This window comes from Pseudomonas sp. dw_358 (assembly GCF_018449655.1).
Lineage (GTDB): Bacteria > Pseudomonadota > Gammaproteobacteria > Pseudomonadales > Pseudomonadaceae > Aquipseudomonas.
This window is the reverse complement of the sequence record NZ_JAAVUX010000021.1, coordinates 33,773-50,506: the sequence shown is the minus strand read 5'-3', so window position 1 is coordinate 50,506 and position 16,734 is coordinate 33,773. Positions and strand designations below refer to the sequence as shown.

Below are 16,734 nucleotides of genomic sequence, written 5' to 3'. Positions count from 1 at the left end.
CATGCGTATCGACATTGTCGCCGACCTCAAGACCACCCTGGGTGAAAGCCCGGTGTGGGATGTCGAGCAACAACGCTTGTACTGGGTCGACAGCTTCGACGGTCGGGTGCTGCGCTGCACCGCCGATGGTCGCGAGTTGCGGGCCTGGGACGTCGGCCAGAAGATCGGCTCGCTGGCTTTGTGTGAGTCGGGCGAGCAGGCCATCGTTGCCCTTCAAGGCGGAGTGCACCATCTGGACCTGGCCAGCGGCGACCTGACGCTGATCAACGACCCGGAGCCCAACCATCCCGACAACCGCCTCAACGATGGCAAGGTTGACCGCCAGGGACGCTTTGTCTTCGGCTCGATGGACACCCTGGAGGAGGCGGCCAGCGCCAAGCTGTATCGCCTTGACCCCGACCTGAACCTGCACGTGCTCGACGAGGGCATCATTTGCTCCAACGGCCCGTGCTGGAGCCCGGATGGCCGCACGCTGTATTTCACCGACACCTGGACCGGCGACATCTGGGCCTATGATTACGACACCGTCAGCGGCGCCGCGGCCAACCGGCGCACCTTCGCCAAAGTCGACACCTCGGGCGGTGGTGCCGGCGACGGCTGCACCGTGGATGCCGAGGGCTGCCTGTGGCAGGCGCTGGTGTATGCCGGGCAACTGGTGCGCTACAGCCCGGATGGCCGTGTCGACCGAGTCATCGAGATGCCGGTGAAGAAAGTCACCAGCGTGGCTTTCGGTGGCCCGGACCTGGACGTGCTCTACGTCACGTCCATGGCGCGGCCACCCTTGCCGCGTTTTCCTGCCGACGGGCAGCAGCGCGGCGCGTTGTTCGCCGTCAGCGGACTGGGCATACGCGGGATCGCCGAACGCCGTTTCGCCGGGTAAGGAAGCCCCTCCACACTTAACCTGAACGAGCGCCTGCACTGCGGGCGCTTTGGAGCCGCTCATGCAAAATAATAACAAGGCATCGCTGGGCAAGATTCACCGCTATTCCTGGGTTTCTCTGCTGGTCTGCTGGGCCATCTGGATTCTCAATGCCTATGACCGGGAAATCGTCCTGCGACTGGGGCCAACCATTTCCAAACACTTCGACCTGTCCGCCGATCAGTGGGGCACTGTCGCCACTGTGGTGATGCTGGCTCTGGCCGTGCTGGACATTCCCGGTTCAGTGTGGAGTGACCGCTACGGCGGCGGCTGGAAGCGAGCACGCTTTCAGGTGCCGCTGGTGCTGGGTTACACGCTGATTTCCTTGCTGTCCGGGTTCAATGCCTTGAGCGGTCACCTGGGCACCTTCATCGCCTTGCGCGTGGGGGTCAACCTCGGCGCCGGCTGGGGCGAGCCGGTGGGCGTCAGCAACACCGCCGAATGGTGGCCGGTGGAGCGTCGTGGTTTTGCTCTGGGCGCGCACCACACCGGTTACCCCATCGGCGCGCTGCTCAGCGGCCTGGTGGCCAGTTTCGTGATCGCCACCTTCGGCGAGGACAACTGGCGCTACGTGTTCTTCTTCGCCTTCGTCGTCGCGTTGCCGCTGATGATCTTCTGGGCGCGTTATTCCACCGCCGAGCGGATTCGCCAGCTGTACATCGACATCGCCGCCAAGGGCATGACCGCTCCGAACAGCGCACCGTCGTCCAACGTCAAAGGTGAAGCCTGGAAATCCTTCAAGGCCACGCTGCGCAACCGCAACATCGCCCTGACCGCCGGCAACACCCTGCTCACTCAGGTGGTGTACATGGGCGTCAACATCGTGCTGCCGGCCTATCTGTACAACATTCTCGGGCTGTCCCTGGCCGAATCGGCGGGAATGAGTGTGGTGTTCACCCTGACCGGCATTCTCGGCCAGCTGATCTGGCCGTCGCTGTCGGACATCATCGGTCGGCGCGTGACCTTGCTGATTTGCGGGGTGTGGATGGCCGCCAGTGTCGGCGCGTTCTACTTTGCCAACAGCATGACCATCGTCATCGTCGTGCAACTGCTGTTCGGCCTGGTGGCCAACGCGGTGTGGCCGATCTACTACGCGGTGGCGTCGGACTCGGCCGAGCCATCGGCCACCTCCACGGCCAATGGGATCATCACCACCGCCATGTTCATCGGTGGCGGTGTAGCGCCGGTGCTGATGGGCAGCCTGATCGCCGGCGGCGGTGGCTGGACCAGCCTGGGTGGCTACACGGTGTGCTTCTTCGTCATGGCCGGCTGCGCCCTGGGCGGTGCCTGCCTGCAACTGTTCTCCCACCGTCCGGCCCGGCTGCAGGTGCAACCGAGCCTGTAACCCCTCAAGGAGGTTTGCGTCATGACAACTACAACACCACGCGCACCCTCGGCACTCGATCGGCTCATGTTCGTCAAACTGATGCCGTTGTTGATTGCCGCCTATGTGCTGAGCTTTCTCGACCGTACCAATATCGCCCTGGCCAAGCACAGCCTGGACGTGGACCTGGGCATCTCGGCGGCCGCCTACGGCCTGGGCGCCGGGTTGTTCTTTTTGACCTATGCGCTCTCGGAGATCCCCAGCAACCTGATCATGCACAAGGTCGGCGCGCGCTTCTGGATTGCCCGGATCATGGTGACTTGGGGGCTGATCTCTGCCGCCATGGCCTTCGTCCAGGGCGAAACCTCGTTTTATGCGTTGCGCCTGCTGCTGGGCATCGCCGAGGCCGGGCTGTTTCCAGGGGTGATGCTGTACCTGACCTACTGGTTCGGCCGTGAGCAGCGGGCACGGGCCACGGGCTATTTTCTGCTGGGCGTGTGTGTGGCCAACATTCTTGGCGGGCCGCTGGGGGCGATGCTGATGAAGCTGGACGGCGCCCTGGGATGGCACGGCTGGCAGTGGATGTTCCTGCTCGAAGGCTTGCCGGCGGCGTTCTTCGCTCTGGTGGTGTGGAAGAAACTGCCAGACCGTCCCGGCAAGGCCAGCTGGTTGACCCCGGCCGAGGCTCAGGACATCGAGCGGCGCCTGACCCAGGAGGCCGAGGAAGGCGCAGGTCACGGCGGCCACTCGTTCAAGCAGTGCCTGACACCGCAGATTCTGTTGGCGATCTTTGTCTATTTCTGCCACCAGATCACTATCTATACGGTGATTTTCTTCCTGCCGAGCATCATTGCTCGGTATGGCGAGCTGAGCACCTTGCAGGTTGGGTTGCTGACCTCGTTGCCGTGGATTGCGGCGGGGCTGGGGGCGCTGTTTCTGCCGCGCTTCGCCAATACCGCGACCCGGGCCCGGCGCATGCTGGTGGCCGGCTTGCTGACTATGGCGCTGGGTTTGATCGTTGCCTCGGTGTCGGGGCCGGTGTTCAGCCTGATGGGTTTCTGTGTCTCGGCGGTGATGTTTTTCGTGGTGCAGTCCATTGTCTTTCTGTACCCGGCTTCGCGCCTGCGTGGCGCGGCACTGGCCGGTGGGCTGGGCTTCGTCAACAGTTGCGGCCTGCTGGGCGGTTTCGTCGGGCCGTCGGTGATGGGCCTGATCGAGCAGAGCACGGGTAGCTCGACCAATGGTTTGCGGGTCATGGCCGTGTTGCTGGTGGTCGCGGCGGTTGCGGCGCTGCGCCTGCGCCAGGGGCATGAGGCCCGGGGCACACGTGGCGCCGCGCCGGTGATCAAGAACGCGGCCGTTTGAAGCGCGGTTAGCGACGCGGCTTGTTCCTGGCGTCGATCAGGCGCTGGGCCACGTCGATCAATCGCTCGCCACGGTCCATCGCCCCTTGACGCAAACGCCCGTGGGCCTCGCTTTCACTGAGGCCCATTTGCTCCATCAACAGGTATTTGGCGCGTTCGACTACCTTGCGCTCGTTCAAGGACTGGCGGGCGCTGTCCAGTTCATGGTTGGCGCTTTGCAGGCGCTGGGTCTGGGCCTGCAGCAAGTCCAGCAGGGAGCGTGCGACGTGCGGCCCCAGTGGCTCGGTGGCGTCGTCCAGCGGGCTGGTCTGGACACTGAACAGGCGCACCTGCTCGCCGTGGTCCAGCCCGGCCAGGCGACGGGACAGGGCGCGATGGTTGTCGAGGTCGGCATGGGCCAGGGCGATGCTGGACTGGCACTGTTCCAGCAGTTGTCTGGCCAGACGGGTTTCCACCTCGTGCATGCGATCGATGCGCTGGGTCGCGAGGTCAAACCACACCTCCGAGAGGCCGGGGTCGACCTTGGCCGACTCGTGGGTACGCAACGCCATGGCCCGAAGCTGGGTCACCGGCGTTTGCTCGACGCTCAGCCAGATGCTTCGGGCCTGATCGTCGGCAAATTCGAGAAAGCTTTGGAAGCAGCGTTCCTGGCTTTGCGCCAAGTGTTCCAGGCGCGTGCGCAGGGGCGCATCGAAGTAGCCGATGGCAAAACCGGTCACCCCCGTGGCCCGCTCCTGACCCGCCAGCTCCTTGCCCTGCATGAAGTTGAACAGCGCCACCAGCACGCGGGTGATGCTCGGGTCGATGGCGCTGTCGGCCGCCTCGAAGACCACCGCCAGCAGGGCGCCGATCAAGCGGGTCAGGGCGGCGGTGGCGTCCTGGGGTGTGGTCCGCTGTTCACGGATGCGCAAGCGCAGGCCGGGCAGCTCCTCGAAACAGTGCAATGCAAAGGCTATGCGGTTGAACAGACGGGCCCGGTCCGAGGCGCTGGCTTCCTGCAAATCCATGGTCTGCATGCTCGCCAGCACGGCGCCCTCGATGGCCGCGGCTTCGTCGCTGAGCTGCTTGAGCTGGGCTTCATGGGCGGGCGTGTGACTGCCCAGAAACAAATTGGAAAACCCCCGTTCACGCTGCAGCGCATGCACCAGACGGCTGATGTCCGTGACCTGCTGGCAGGTGCTGGCGAGGTTGTTCAGGCCTTCGAGCTCGCTGCGGCGGGCGGCGAGCATGAAGCGCAGGGCAGGGGGGAGTGGAGTCTCGGGCATGGGCGCAGGGTCTTGGTCGGCGATCAGGCTATTGTAGGTCTATTTACCTTGCGCTGTAGGCCCGAGCTTGCTCGCGAACCCCGCCACGCGGTTGCTCCTGCTCCGCGCAGTGCCTTGTTCCCGAGCCAGTTCGGTCCTACAGGAGTGGCGTTACAGCTTGAACTGGCGCAACAACCCGTTGAGCTCCTCGCTCAACTGCTTCAACCCCACACTGGCCGCGCTCGATTGCTCGGCCGCCTGGGCGGTGTGATGGGACAAACCGGCCGCCTGGGTCACGTTCTGGTTGATGTCTTCCACCACATGGGACTGCTGCAAGGTGGCGCTGGCAATGGACGCATTGAGGCTGTTGAGGTTGGTCAGGGCATGGCTGATGGAGGTCAGGCTCTGGCCGGCCTGGTTGGCCTGTTCGATGGTCAGGCGCGAGGCGCGGCTGCTTTCGCCGATGACTTTAACCGCCGAGTCCGAATGACTTTGCAGGCGCTGGACCATGTTGTGGATTTCGGCCGTGGACTTCTGAGTGCGCTGGGCCAGCAAGCGAACCTCGTCGGCGACGACGGCAAAGCCCCGGCCCTGCTCGCCGGCGCGGGCGGCTTCGATGGCGGCGTTGAGCGCCAGCAGGTTGGTCTGCTCGGCGATGGAGCTGATCACTTCGAGCACGGTACCGATCTGGGTGCTTTCCCCGGACAGGGTGCGGATCACCTCCACCGCCTGGTCGATGGTGCCCGACAGCGCGCCTATCTGACGCAGCGAGCTGTCGATGTTCTGTTGGCCTTGAGTGGCCTGGGCCTGGGCGTCGCGCATTTCGCTGGCGGCGTGCTCGGCATTGCGCGCCACATCCTGCACGCCATGGGTGACTTCATTGACCGCCGTGGCCACCAGTTCCATCTGCTGGGCCTGCTGCTCACTGCGCTGCTGGGCCTGTTCGGCGTTGTTACCCAACTCCGTGGATGACTGGCCCAGGGCGTGGGCGCAGGATTGCAGTTCGCTGATCACCCGGTGCAGCTTGGCGGTGAAGGTGTTGAAGTGCCGCGCCAGCTCGGTGATTTCGTCCTTGCCCTCCACCGGCAGGGTGCGGGTCAGGTCGCTTTCGCCGCTGGCGATGTTGGCCATGGCGCCGACGGTGGTGCGCAAGGGGCGCAGGATGCTGCGGGTGATCACCAGCACCAGCAGGGCCATGATGACCACAATGACCAGGCCCACCAGGGAGGCGTGCCAGATCTGGGTCATGAAGTCGGCCTGCATGTCGTCGATGTACACCCCCGAACCCAGCACCCATCCCCAGGGCGCGAACAGTTGCACGTAGGAGGTCTTTTCCACCGGCGCGCTGGCCCCTGGTTTCGGCCAGCGGTAGTTGACGACGCCGGCGCCTTGAGCCTTGGCGATGGCCGCCATGTCGGAAAATAGCGCGACCCCATCCGGGTCGCGGATGCCGGAAAGGTCCTGGCCTTCGAGCTTGGCGTTGGTGGGGTGCATGATCATGACGGGGCGCAGGTCGTTGATCCAGAAGTAGGCAGTCTGGTCGTAGCGCAGCCCGCGGATCACGCTGAGGGCCTGTTGCTGGGCGGCTTCACGGCTCAACGTGCCGGCGGTTTCCAGGTTGTGGTAGTAGTCGAGCACGCCGCTGGCGGCCTGCACCACGTGCATGGTCTGCTTGGCCCGGCCGGCGTAGAGGTCGTCATGGATCTGCTTGAGCATGACCAGGCCAAGGCTGAACAGCATGGCCATGGCCACCAGCAGGATCAGCCACAATCGCTTGCCGATCGAAAAGTTGCGCAAACCGCCCATAGTGCAGACCCTTTATTGTTAGACACCGTGACAGGCTGTCGGCCGAACGGGGCTGAACATGAGGCAGTGGCGGATCTACCCCAGCAATCTGGCCAGGGCGGCGTCGATTTGCCGGGTTTCGTCGGCAAAACGCCCCGGCGCCCCGGCGCAGTGACCATAGGGTGAAACCAGTGGCTCGAAGCGGGCGTCTTGCAGGTGCGTGTACTCTAGCCGGGCTTCTGCCTGGGTAAAGTAGGCGTCGGTGCTGCCGGGCATCAGCAGGCAGCGGGCGCGGATGGCGGCCAGTGCGGTATTGGGCAAGTCGGCCTGGTGCCAACTGTCGAGCACGGTCAGCAGGTCGTTGGCGTCGTGTTGCAGGTGGTCGTCCTCCCAGTCCTGCAGCAGCGCCTCCAGGCTGGCGAAGCCCATGCCCTGATACAACCGTTCGCGAAAAAACTGCGCCGAGTAGGCCCATCCGGCGTAGCTGCGACCGAAGGCCCGCAAGCCCCGTTCCGGCGGCGTTTCATAGCGCCCGCCGGCATAGCCGCTGTCGGCTTGCAAGGCGGCGCGCACGCCTTGCAAGAAGACCTGATTGAGCGGCCAGCAGCGGGCGGTGCCGCAGACCGCCAACAGGGCGGCGACGTCATCGGGAAAGCGCGCCGCCCAATTGAACGCCTGCATGGCGCCCATGGACCAGCCCGCCACCAGCGCCAGACGGCGCACCCCCAGCACCTCCCAAAGCAGGCGGCGCTGGGCCTGGATATTGTCTTCCAGGCTTACCCGGGGAAAGTCGGCGCCCGGCTGGAGGCTGGAGTTGCTGGGGGAACTGGAGTAGCCGTTGCCAAACAGGTTGACGCTGATGATGAACAACCGCTCCGGGTCCAGCGCCCGGCCTGGGCCGATCCAGCCCTGGTAGGAGCGATGGTTGCCTGTGTAATAGGACGGCAGCAGCACCGCGTTGTCCCCTGCGGCATTCAACTGGCCCTGGGTGTGAAAAGCCAATTGCGCGTCGATCAGGGTCTGGCCGGACTGCAAGAGCAGGTCACCCAAGGCGGCGGTGCGGTAGTCGGTGGGCATGGCGTGCTCCGGTGAGGGTGAGTGCGCATGGACGAAACCCCGACGGCAGCTGATAATGCGCAGCCGTCGCATCTGGTACATAAAGTGCTACAACAACAGCGGCAGGCCGCATTTTTCATTTGCCCCGCATTGGCCGGGCCTCGCAGGACACAGGGTTCAACATGGTAGCGAAGAGCAGTCTGGCGAAGAAGGACAAGAGCCCCGCCGAGGAAATCGACATGGCCGCCGTGCGCGACAAGCGCCAGCAGTCCGAAGTGGCCAAGGCCCTGCAATCGGCCGCGCTGGACCTGTTTGCCGAACATAACTACGCCACGGTCACCATCAAGGACATCGCCAAGGCCACGCAGATGAACTCGGCCTTGATCTACTACTACTTCGGCAGCAAGGAAGAACTGTTTCTCGGGGTGGTGGAGTCCACGGTCGAAGACGCCTTTCGCCAGTTCAACTCGATCAAGCACGACGCGGTCGAGCCACAATCGATCATCTTCCTCTGGTTGCAGATTCACATCCTGCAGTTTGCGTTGTTGCAGAAACTGGCCAAGATGAGCCTGGACTATGCCAGCTCCCACGGCCGCACCCCGCGCATCGACAAGGCCATCCGCAAGTTCTACGACAAGGAATCCCAAGTGCTGCGCAAAGCCATCAAGGATGGCATCGCCCTGGGCGTGTTCCGCGAAGTCGACCCGGCAGACATGGCGATGTTCATTTCCACCTACCTGGACGGGGTGCTGTTTCGCTCGATGATGTTTCCCAAGTTCAACTTCAAGAATGCGATCGTAGTGATGCGTGAGCTGGTGCTTGAGCATTTGAGCGTACGGACGGCCTGAGATCGTGTTGCGCCCATCGCGGGCATGCCCCGCTCCCACAGGAGTCAACCGCCCCTCAATTTCTGAAGGTTGAACGCGTGGGAGCCGGGCGTGCCCGCGATGGGCGCAACCCGGTCATCAATCAACAATCGCCAATTCGACCAACGCCCCTTGCTCGAACCAGGTCTCCATTCCGGTGACCTTCAACTGCAACGCCCCTTCGATCACTTCGCCGATGTACGAAATCGGCAACGGTTCGGCTGAGACGTCATCCCCGTAGACAATGCACAACTGCTGGCGCGGGCTGTAGAAGCACACGGCGCCGGCGGCGTGGCCGGTCTTGGCGATGCGTTCCTTGCCCACGTCCTGTGTCAGGTAGCGGTTTTCCCAGGGTGCGACGATGGGCAGGGTGAAAAACACCAGGTCGCCCAACAGCTTGCCGTGCTGCAAGGAGCTTTGCAGGGGCAGTTTCTCGCGGAAGATCTGCGCCAGGTTTGGCACCTTGTCTTCCCAGATTTCGATCAGGCAGATGGATTGACCTTCGACTTTCAGACTCAAGCGCATGACAGGGTTCCTGTAGAAATGAGGGGAGGCTCAGGCGGCGGTGGGTTTGCTTTTGGGTTTGCGGAAACCATCGCCCACGCCCCATGGAAAGACATGGTCGACCCACATGTGCAGGCGGTTGGCCCACGACAGCGCCGCGCCAGTCAGGCGCTCAAGTTCTTCTACCGTGGTGGTGGCGTCGGCGACCGCCACGTAGCGATGCACCATGGCGGCAGCGGCGGGCAGGCCGACGAAGTCGAAGAAGTCGGCCTTGTAGCCGATGATCTGGCGAATCACCATTTTCAGCGTGGCCAGGTCCGCCCCCGGCTGACGGCAGACTTCGATCAGGCCCCAGAACATTTCATCAGCCAGGGTGCGCGCTTCGCCCTCGGCAAACATCAGCGTGCTCAGGTACTGCCCGCGGGCGCCGGTGCCCCGCGGAATTTCACCACGGCCGATGGCCGCCACTTCGTCGGGCATGGTGCGCCAGATGGCTTCGCGCTCGGTGTCGAGCAGGTCGATCATTTCATCGGTGGTCATGGTGCGCCCCTCTATAGGTATGGATGGTCGGCTGGGTGTGGATGATCAGCAATCGATGGAAGGCCGAATCAGCCTATGCCGACAGTCTCCAGCTTGCAAGAGTAATTAATCGCCTAATTAACTTGCACGAATTTGGTGTGCGGAAGGGCTGCTGTGCGCTGGCTTGGTGCGCGGATACGATCCCCTGAATACGGGGGTTTTAGCGCTAAAAATCAAGTCGATCAATGGGCTGTAAATTAACCGGACGATTAAAAAACGATGGCATGCTTGTTGCTCCGGTGTATCTGCAACACCGGTTTTCATGGGTGCATTGACTGGCTTGGCTGCGCGCACCAGACGTGCGCAACGATCCCGAGGTAGACCTTGATGAAAGCAACACCCGTTGTGCTTGGCCTGAGCTTGCCCGTGCTGTCGCTGTGCTGCGTGATCGGTGCGGCCCATGCCGCCAGTGAGATCAAGATCCCCACCGAAACCATGGACCCGACTCTGCACGCCATGCTTCCCGAAGCGGTGCGCAAGGCCGGCGTGATCAACCTGGTGACCGACGCGCACTATCCGCCGTGCGAGTCGTTCGCTGCCGACAACAAGACCATGGTGGGCTACGAGCCGGATCTGTGGGACGCCATGGGGCAGAAGCTCGGGGTCAAGATCAAACCCGTGTCCATCGCCTTCGATGGCCTGATTCCAGGTGTGCAGAGCGGTCGCTATGACCTGGCCATGGAGTGCATCTCCGACTCCGTGGAGCGCGAGAAGCAGGTCACTTTCGTGGACTTCTCCTACGCCACCAATGCCTTCTACACCCTCAAGAGCAACACCAAGGTGACCGAGGACCCGCTGTCCATGTGCGGCCTGCACGGCGCCGTGCAATCGGGCACCGATTTCGCCGGAACCATCACCGACCTGTACTCGCCGCACTGCGTGAATGCCGGCAAGCCGCCTATCCAGCTGTCCCAGTACCCTTCGGCGGACGCCGTGCTGCTGGCGCTGTACTCCGGGCGTGTGGATTTTGTGGTCAACGACGCGGCTGCCGCCAAGGACATGGAAAAAGCCGCGCCCAAGCCGATCCGCGTGGTCACGTCCAGCCTGATGCCCAAGTTCTATCTGGGGATCGTGGTCAAGAAGGATGATCCGGCCATGGCCAATGCCATGCTGGCGGCGCTCAAGGCGGTGCAGGCCAGCGGCAACTACGACCGCATCATGGACAAATGGGACCTGGCGCCGCTGAAGTTGCCCAACCCCGGCATCAACATGACTGCCACCGACCCGATCCAGAACCCCAAGCCCTGATATGCCCACCTGGCTGGCGGACAACCCGCCTACCAGCCCCTTGCCCGCACCCCTGGTCCCCGACCGCGAGTTGCACTGTGACGTGGTGGTGGTCGGTTCCGGCTCCGCTGCCCTGAGTGCAGCGCTGACGGCGGCCGTGGGGGGGCTGAAGGTGCTGGTCATCGAAAAGACGCAATGGTTAGGCGGCACCAGCGCCATGTCCGGCGGTGCGACCTGGGCGCCGGCCAACCACCACGCCCGGGCCGCCGGTATCAGTGACAGCAGTGCCGAAGCGTTGGCCTATCTGCGGGCCAGTGCACCAGCCGGCTGGCAGGCCAGCGAAGACGCCCTGTGGCGCCGCTTCAGCGAAGCCGCCGGGCCGATGATCCAGCTGCTGGAACAGCATTCACCGGTTCGTTTCGAATTGACCGACGAACCGGACCCGTTGCCCGAACATCCCGGCGCCAAGGCTGGCGGGCGCATGCTCGGGCCGCGTTCCCTGAGCCGCTGGCAGTTGGGCCGTGCGGGTATCGGCGGCCTGGCGCGCTGGCTGCGACCGTCGCCGTTGCCGCAGTACTACAGCTACCACGAGATCATAGGCCTGGATGTCTATCACCATCCCTTGGCGGTGGCTGTGCGTCTGGCGCCACGGCTATTGTGGCGCTGGCTGGCCGGCACCCGCAGCAAGGGCGCAGCGCTGATCGCCGGCCTGTTGGCCGGTTGTCGCCGCCACGGCTGCCGCTTCGAGCGGCGCACCCGCGCCACCCACCTGATTGTCGATGAGCAGGGCCGGGTGAGCGGGCTCTGGGCCCGGCAGGGCGAGGACAATCTGAAGGTCGTCGCCCGGCGCGGTGTGCTGTTGGCCAGTGGCGGTTTTGAATGGGATGCAGCGCGTCTGGCCGAGCACTTCCCGGGGCCGGTGGATTTCATTGCCAGCCCCCGCAGCAACGAGGGCGATGCCCACCGCATGGCCCAGGCGGCCGGAGCGCAGTTGGCCCACATGGACCAGGCCAACATCAACCCGGCCATGCCGTGGCGCTACGAAGGCCAGGCCCATTGTCTGGCGGTGTTTTTCCACTACGAGCCCAACGCGATCATCGTCAACCGCCATGGGCAGCGTTTCGTCAACGAGTTCACTTTCAACCTTGGCGAGGCGCTCGATGAGCGTGATGCCAGCGGAGCGCCGCTGCACTTGCCGGCCTGGGTGATTGCCGACAGCCGTCTGCTGACGCGGGCACCCTTGCTGCGCTGGTTCCATCGCTTCGATCGGCGCTGGCTGGTGCGTGCCCGCAACGTGGAACAGCTGGCGCAGAAGATCGGCGTGCCGGCGGCCGCCCTGCAGGCCACGGTGCAGCGCTTCAACGGCTTTTGCCGCAGCGGCGTGGACGAAGATTTCGCCCGCGCCGGGGCGGCCCATGGTTTGGCCGAAACAGACCGGCGCATCCACGCCGGGTTGCAGGCCATCGAGCACGGGCCGTTCATCGCATTGCCGTTCAACCGCACGTTTCTGGCCACCAAGGGCGGGCCGCGCACCGATGAGCGCGGGCGAGTGCTACGGCCCGACGGCAGCGTGATGCACGGGTTGTATTGCGCCGGGGTGGCCATGGCCAACCCGATCGGCACACGGGCAGTGGGGGCGGGCACGACCCTGGGGCCGAACATGACATGGGGGTACATCTGTGCGCGGGATATGGTGGGTTGAATGTGGGTCTTCATGCCACCGCGGGTCGCCCTTGTGGGAGCAGGGCTTGCCCGCGATGCTGACGACGCGGGCCGACGCCATTGCGCGGTGGTGCCATTGCAGGCAAGCCTTCTTCCCGCACCCGTCACCCGGCCAGGTACCAGGTGTTAACCCCACCTCCATCGACAATCATCATCTGACCGGTGATATACGCTGCATCGCTGCTGCCCAGAAAAGCCACCGCCTTGGCCACTTCTTCCGGCTGCCCGGCGCGCTTGAGGGGCAGGCGCGAGACTTCTTCGGCGAGGGCCGGCTCCCGGGCCTCCCAGCCGCTGCCCGCTTCACGGATGGGCCCCGGGCTGACCCCGTTGACACGGATGCCCAGCGCCGCCCACTCCAGCGACATCTGCACCGTCAGGCTGACCACCGCCGCCTTGCTCGGTCCGTAGGCGCCAGCGCCAGGGTAGGAACGATGGGCCGAGGCGCCGGCAATGTTGACAATGGCACCCATATTGCGTGCAGCCATGCCACGGGCCACGCAGACGCTCAGCAGAAAGCAGGATTTCAGGTTGCCAGCCACTACGGCATCGAAATCCTGTTCGCTCAGGCTCAACAGCGGGCCAGGGGCACCCAGGCCCGCATTGTTGACCAGCAGGCCCACCGGCCCCAGGGCCTGTTCGACCTGAGCCACCAGATCCTGCACCGCCGCGTGATCGGTGAGGTCGACGAGAAACACCTGAGCCTTTCGGCCCAGTGCATGGACTTCTGCTGCGGTGGCCAGCGCGGCCGTGCGGTCGCTGCGCACGACAATCGCGACATCGGCCCCGTCACGGGCCAACTGCAAGGAAATGGCCCGGCCGATGCCTTTGGCACCACCGGTCACCAGCGCGACGCAACCGTTCAAGCGAAGGGATTCGGGTAACGCAGTATCAGAGCTCATCGAGGCTTCCCGTCAGGGCCGAGACATTCGACCATGACCGGACATCTGCAAATTCGACGCCAGTTACATTGTGTGCTGGCAGACGATCCACGCTACGGGAGACATGCGCCATGAACGAACATTTCACCGCACCCGCTTTGGATGTGCCCGCCATCACGGCGCGCCAGGTGCTCAAAAGCTTCAAGGGTCAGGAAGTCCTGCGCGGCGTCGACATGACGGTGGAGCAGGGCGAAGTGGCCTGCCTGATCGGGCCGTCGGGCTCGGGCAAGTCGACGTTTCTGCGTTGCGTCAACCACTTGGAAAAGATCGACGGCGGCGCCTTGTACGTCGATGGCGAGATGGTCGGTTATCGCCGAGTCGGCAATCGCCTGCACGAGCTCAAGGATGCCGAGGTGTCGGCGCGGCGGGCGCGCATCGGCATGGTCTTTCAGCGCTTCAATCTGTTCGGCCACATGACGGCGCTGCAGAACGTGGCCGAGGCGCCCATGCAGGTCAAGGGCGAGAGTCGCGAGATGGCCTTTGAGCGGGCCCGCGAACTGCTGGTGCGAGTGGGCCTGGGCCATCGCCTGGAGGCCTACCCCAGCCAGCTCTCCGGCGGTCAGCAACAGCGCGTGGCGATTGCCCGGGCGCTGGCCATGAAACCTCGGCTGATGCTCTTCGACGAACCCACCAGTGCCCTTGACCCGGAACTGGTAGGCGAAGTGCTGGACGTGATGCGCGACCTCGCCAGCGAGGGCATGACCATGCTGATCGTTACCCACGAAATGCACTTCGCTCGCGAGGTGGCGAGCAAGGTCGCGTTCATGGACCAGGGCGCGATTGTCGAGTGCACCAGCCCCGCGCAGTTGTTCGAGCAGCCGCGGCATCCGCGCACTCGCGAATTCCTGTCCAAGGTGATTTGAATGAAGCTGTCCGTCCCGGATGATTTATTTCTTGCGTTAATTAATCGGTTGATTAAGACTGATATCGAGGGTGCAGGCATGGCCCTCGGCGCATGTTCAAATCGTCGTTTCATGTTTTCCCGCAAGAGCGCTTCACGAGCGCCGAGAACTGGCCATGACTCTTTTGCAATCCGCTGAACGTTCACCTACGCCCGCCACGGGTGGCGCGCCGGAGCCGATGCCCGCCGCGGGTGCCTTGAGCTGGGACGAGCGCTATCCCGACGACAATCTGGTGGTAGTGCCGCAACGTCATCCCGGCCGCTGGGCCGTGGCGGCGGTGCTGGTGGTGCTGGGCCTGCTGTTCCTGCGACTGGTGGTCACCAACGAAAATTTTGGTTGGGCCACAGTCGGTCACTATCTGTTCGATTCCACCATCCTCAGCGGCGTCTGGATGACCGTGTGGCTGACCGTGGTCACCATGGTGCTGGGCGTGGTGCTGGGCATCGTGCTGGCGGTGATGCGCCTGTCGCGCAACCCGTTGATCAAGGGCGCCGCCACCAGCTTCATCTGGTTCTTCCGTGGCACGCCGGTGCTGGTGCAGCTGATCTTCTGGTACAACCTGGCGATCCTGTTCCCGCAGATCAGCCTGAGCATCCCGTTTGGTCCGACCCTGCTCCAGGCGTCCACCAACGACCTGATCACCCCCTACGTAGCGGCCATTCTCGGCCTGGGTCTGAACGAGGCGGCGTACATGGCCGAGATCGTTCGCGCCGGTATCGCTTCGGTGGACGACGGTCAGCAGGAAGCGGCGCGGGCCCTGGGCATGCGCGACCGCAAGGTGACCGCGCGCATCGTCTTGCCCCAGGCCATGCCGTTCATCATCCCGCCCACCGGCAACGAGACCATCGGCATGCTCAAGATGACATCGCTGGTGAGCGTGATTTCCTTGTCCGATCTGCTCTATTCCGCCCAGACCATCTACTCGCGCACCTACGAGACCATACCGCTGCTGATGGTCGCCTGTGTCTGGTACCTGCTGGCCACCAGTGTGTTGAGCCTGTTGCAGCGGCGTATCGAGCGTCACTTCAACAAAAGCCGCCGTAGCCCCGGCTGACGCCGAGCAGAGCCCAGCCGTCGCCAGCCCTTAACGATCAGGTTTCAGGAGCCGCCGAAATGACCGAATTGATCCAGCTCAAAGACCTCACTGCGCCCGTTGCCGGCGTCAGTCACCTGCTCGACGCCTTGCGCGAGGACATCGGCAAGCCCGACAGCCTGTCCCGCACCTTGCCGCCGGAGACCTACCACAGTGCCACGTTCTACCAGATCGAAATGCACAAGGTGTTCCGCGCCGACTGGCTGTGCATCGGCCACGTCGCGCAACTGGCCAACGTGGGCGACTATTTTTCCATCGATATCGTCAAGGAACCGCTGCTGGCGGTGCGCACCGCCGAGGGCATCCGGGTCATGTCGCGGGTCTGCCTGCACCGCTGGCTGCCGATTGTCGAGGGCGCGGGTAACGCCAAAGGCTTTGCCTGCCCGTTCCACAAGTGGAGCTACGGCCTGGACGGGCAGATGCTTGGCGCACCCAGCATGGAAGAGGCCGAGGATTTCCACCCTGGCCAATGGCAACTGCCACAGATCCGCAGCGAGATCGTCGAGGGGCTGATTTTCATCACCCTGAGCGCCACGGTGGGTTCCATGGGTGAGCGCCTGGCCGATCTGGTGCCGCTGCTGCGCAAACACAACGTCGCGCAACTGACCATGGCCTTCACCACCGACTACCCCTGCGACTTCAACTGGAAGATCGCCGCCGAGACTTTCATGGAGTGCTACCACCACCCGGCAGTGCACCGCAAAAGCCTGGAGACCAGTTTCCCGGGCCGCCTGAGCTACATCGGAGCGGGCGGTGCTGGCTGGAGCATCTGCCATCAACCACTGCGGGCCAAGGGCGAGCTCAGTGAAATCCTTACCCCGGGTCTGGTGCCGTTCGATGGCCTGGAAGGCGATGACTTGCGCCAGATCAAGCTGGTGCAGATTTTCCCCAATACCTTGATCGGCCTGGACCCGGACCGGGCCAGCGTCACCAGCCTGTTGCCGTTGGACGCGGAAAATACCCATTGGCAGCGGGTGGTATTGGTGGACCCCAAGGCGGCCGCGCTGCCGACCTTTGCCCAGACCGTGGAGCGCATTCAAGCCCGGGGCAAGACCATCGCCGCCGAAGACCTGGAGGTCAATGCGATTCAACAGCGGGCCACCCACTCCACACTGGCCCGGCCCGGACGCCTCAGTCATCTGGAGCGCACCGTCTGGCAACTGGCCAATTACCTGCGCGAGCGCGTGCTCGGCTGACCGATTTTTCTGCGA

At 64.0% G+C, this 16,734-nt stretch carries 16 protein-coding genes; 10 read left to right on the top strand and 6 right to left on the bottom strand.

The window, feature by feature from the left end:
• The first annotated feature begins 1 nt into the window (after position 1).
• The 3 genes from HB675_RS22945 to HB675_RS22935 all read left to right on the top strand — a co-directional run bounded on the left by HB675_RS22945 (position 2) and on the right by HB675_RS22935 (position 3,608).
• A complete protein-coding gene (locus HB675_RS22945; RefSeq protein ID WP_213881446.1) occupies positions 2–880 on the top strand; it encodes an SMP-30/gluconolactonase/LRE family protein in 879 nt (292 codons plus the stop codon).
• Between the two features lie 61 nt (positions 881–941).
• Positions 942–2,264: an MFS transporter gene (locus HB675_RS22940; protein ID WP_213881445.1), complete on the top strand. Its 1,323-nt coding sequence runs from the start codon at positions 942–944 to the stop codon at positions 2,262–2,264.
• Between the two features lie 21 nt (positions 2,265–2,285).
• Positions 2,286–3,608, top strand: a complete 1,323-nt coding sequence (locus tag HB675_RS22935; protein WP_213881444.1) for an MFS transporter — start codon at positions 2,286–2,288, stop codon at positions 3,606–3,608.
• A gap of 7 nt (positions 3,609–3,615) precedes the next feature.
• On the opposite strand, the gene HB675_RS22930 is transcribed toward HB675_RS22935, so the two are convergent.
• The 3 genes from HB675_RS22930 to HB675_RS22920 form a co-directional block, all read right to left on the bottom strand.
• A complete protein-coding gene (locus tag HB675_RS22930; RefSeq protein ID WP_213881443.1) occupies positions 3,616–4,872 on the bottom strand; it encodes a nitrate regulatory protein in 1,257 nt (418 codons plus the stop codon).
• A 150-nt stretch (positions 4,873–5,022) separates the two neighbouring features.
• The gene (locus HB675_RS22925; RefSeq protein ID WP_213881442.1) at positions 5,023–6,657 is read right to left on the bottom strand and encodes a methyl-accepting chemotaxis protein; all 1,635 of its coding nucleotides are present in this window, start codon (positions 6,655–6,657) and stop codon (positions 5,023–5,025) included.
• A gap of 75 nt (positions 6,658–6,732) precedes the next feature.
• On the bottom strand, positions 6,733–7,713 hold the full coding sequence (locus HB675_RS22920; RefSeq protein ID WP_213881441.1) for an alpha/beta fold hydrolase: 981 nt from the start codon (positions 7,711–7,713) through the stop codon (positions 6,733–6,735).
• A gap of 161 nt (positions 7,714–7,874) precedes the next feature.
• On the opposite strand from HB675_RS22920, the gene HB675_RS22915 reads away from it, so the two are divergent.
• Positions 7,875–8,540, top strand: coding sequence for a TetR/AcrR family transcriptional regulator (locus HB675_RS22915; RefSeq protein WP_213881440.1), 666 nt, complete (start codon positions 7,875–7,877; stop codon positions 8,538–8,540).
• A gap of 117 nt (positions 8,541–8,657) precedes the next feature.
• On the opposite strand, the gene HB675_RS22910 is transcribed toward HB675_RS22915, so the two are convergent.
• A complete protein-coding gene (locus HB675_RS22910; RefSeq protein WP_213881439.1) occupies positions 8,658–9,083 on the bottom strand; it encodes a DUF3830 family protein in 426 nt (141 codons plus the stop codon).
• A gap of 30 nt (positions 9,084–9,113) precedes the next feature.
• Positions 9,114–9,602: a hypothetical protein gene (locus tag HB675_RS22905; protein WP_213881438.1), complete on the bottom strand. Its 489-nt coding sequence runs from the start codon at positions 9,600–9,602 to the stop codon at positions 9,114–9,116.
• 366 nt (positions 9,603–9,968) lie between these two features.
• On the opposite strand from HB675_RS22905, the gene HB675_RS22900 reads away from it, so the two are divergent.
• Positions 9,969–10,889 (top strand): ABC transporter substrate-binding protein, encoded by a 921-nt coding sequence (locus HB675_RS22900; RefSeq protein WP_213881437.1) that lies wholly within the window; start codon positions 9,969–9,971, stop codon positions 10,887–10,889.
• 1 nt (position 10,890) lies between these two features.
• The gene (locus HB675_RS22895) at positions 10,891–12,570 is read left to right on the top strand and encodes an FAD-dependent oxidoreductase (RefSeq protein ID WP_213881436.1); all 1,680 of its coding nucleotides are present in this window, start codon (positions 10,891–10,893) and stop codon (positions 12,568–12,570) included.
• Between the two features lie 124 nt (positions 12,571–12,694).
• Here the strand turns inward: HB675_RS22895 and HB675_RS22890 are convergent, their stop codons facing one another.
• Positions 12,695–13,489 (bottom strand): SDR family NAD(P)-dependent oxidoreductase, encoded by a 795-nt coding sequence (locus HB675_RS22890; protein ID WP_213881435.1) that lies wholly within the window; start codon positions 13,487–13,489, stop codon positions 12,695–12,697.
• Between the two features lie 110 nt (positions 13,490–13,599).
• On the opposite strand from HB675_RS22890, the gene HB675_RS22885 reads away from it, so the two are divergent.
• From HB675_RS22885 to HB675_RS22870, 4 genes are read left to right on the top strand one after another with little or no spacing between them, the layout of a single operon-like run.
• A complete protein-coding gene (locus tag HB675_RS22885) occupies positions 13,600–14,391 on the top strand; it encodes an amino acid ABC transporter ATP-binding protein (protein WP_213881434.1) in 792 nt (263 codons plus the stop codon).
• Positions 14,392–14,568 (top strand): hypothetical protein, encoded by a 177-nt coding sequence (locus HB675_RS22880; protein ID WP_213881433.1) that lies wholly within the window; start codon positions 14,392–14,394, stop codon positions 14,566–14,568.
• A complete protein-coding gene (locus HB675_RS22875; protein ID WP_213881432.1) occupies positions 14,546–15,484 on the top strand; it encodes an amino acid ABC transporter permease in 939 nt (312 codons plus the stop codon). Before HB675_RS22880 ends, HB675_RS22875 begins: the two co-directional genes overlap by 23 nt.
• A 59-nt stretch (positions 15,485–15,543) precedes the next feature.
• Positions 15,544–16,719, top strand: coding sequence for an aromatic ring-hydroxylating dioxygenase subunit alpha (locus HB675_RS22870; protein ID WP_213881431.1), 1,176 nt, complete (start codon positions 15,544–15,546; stop codon positions 16,717–16,719).
• Positions 16,720–16,734: the final 15 nt, after the last annotated feature.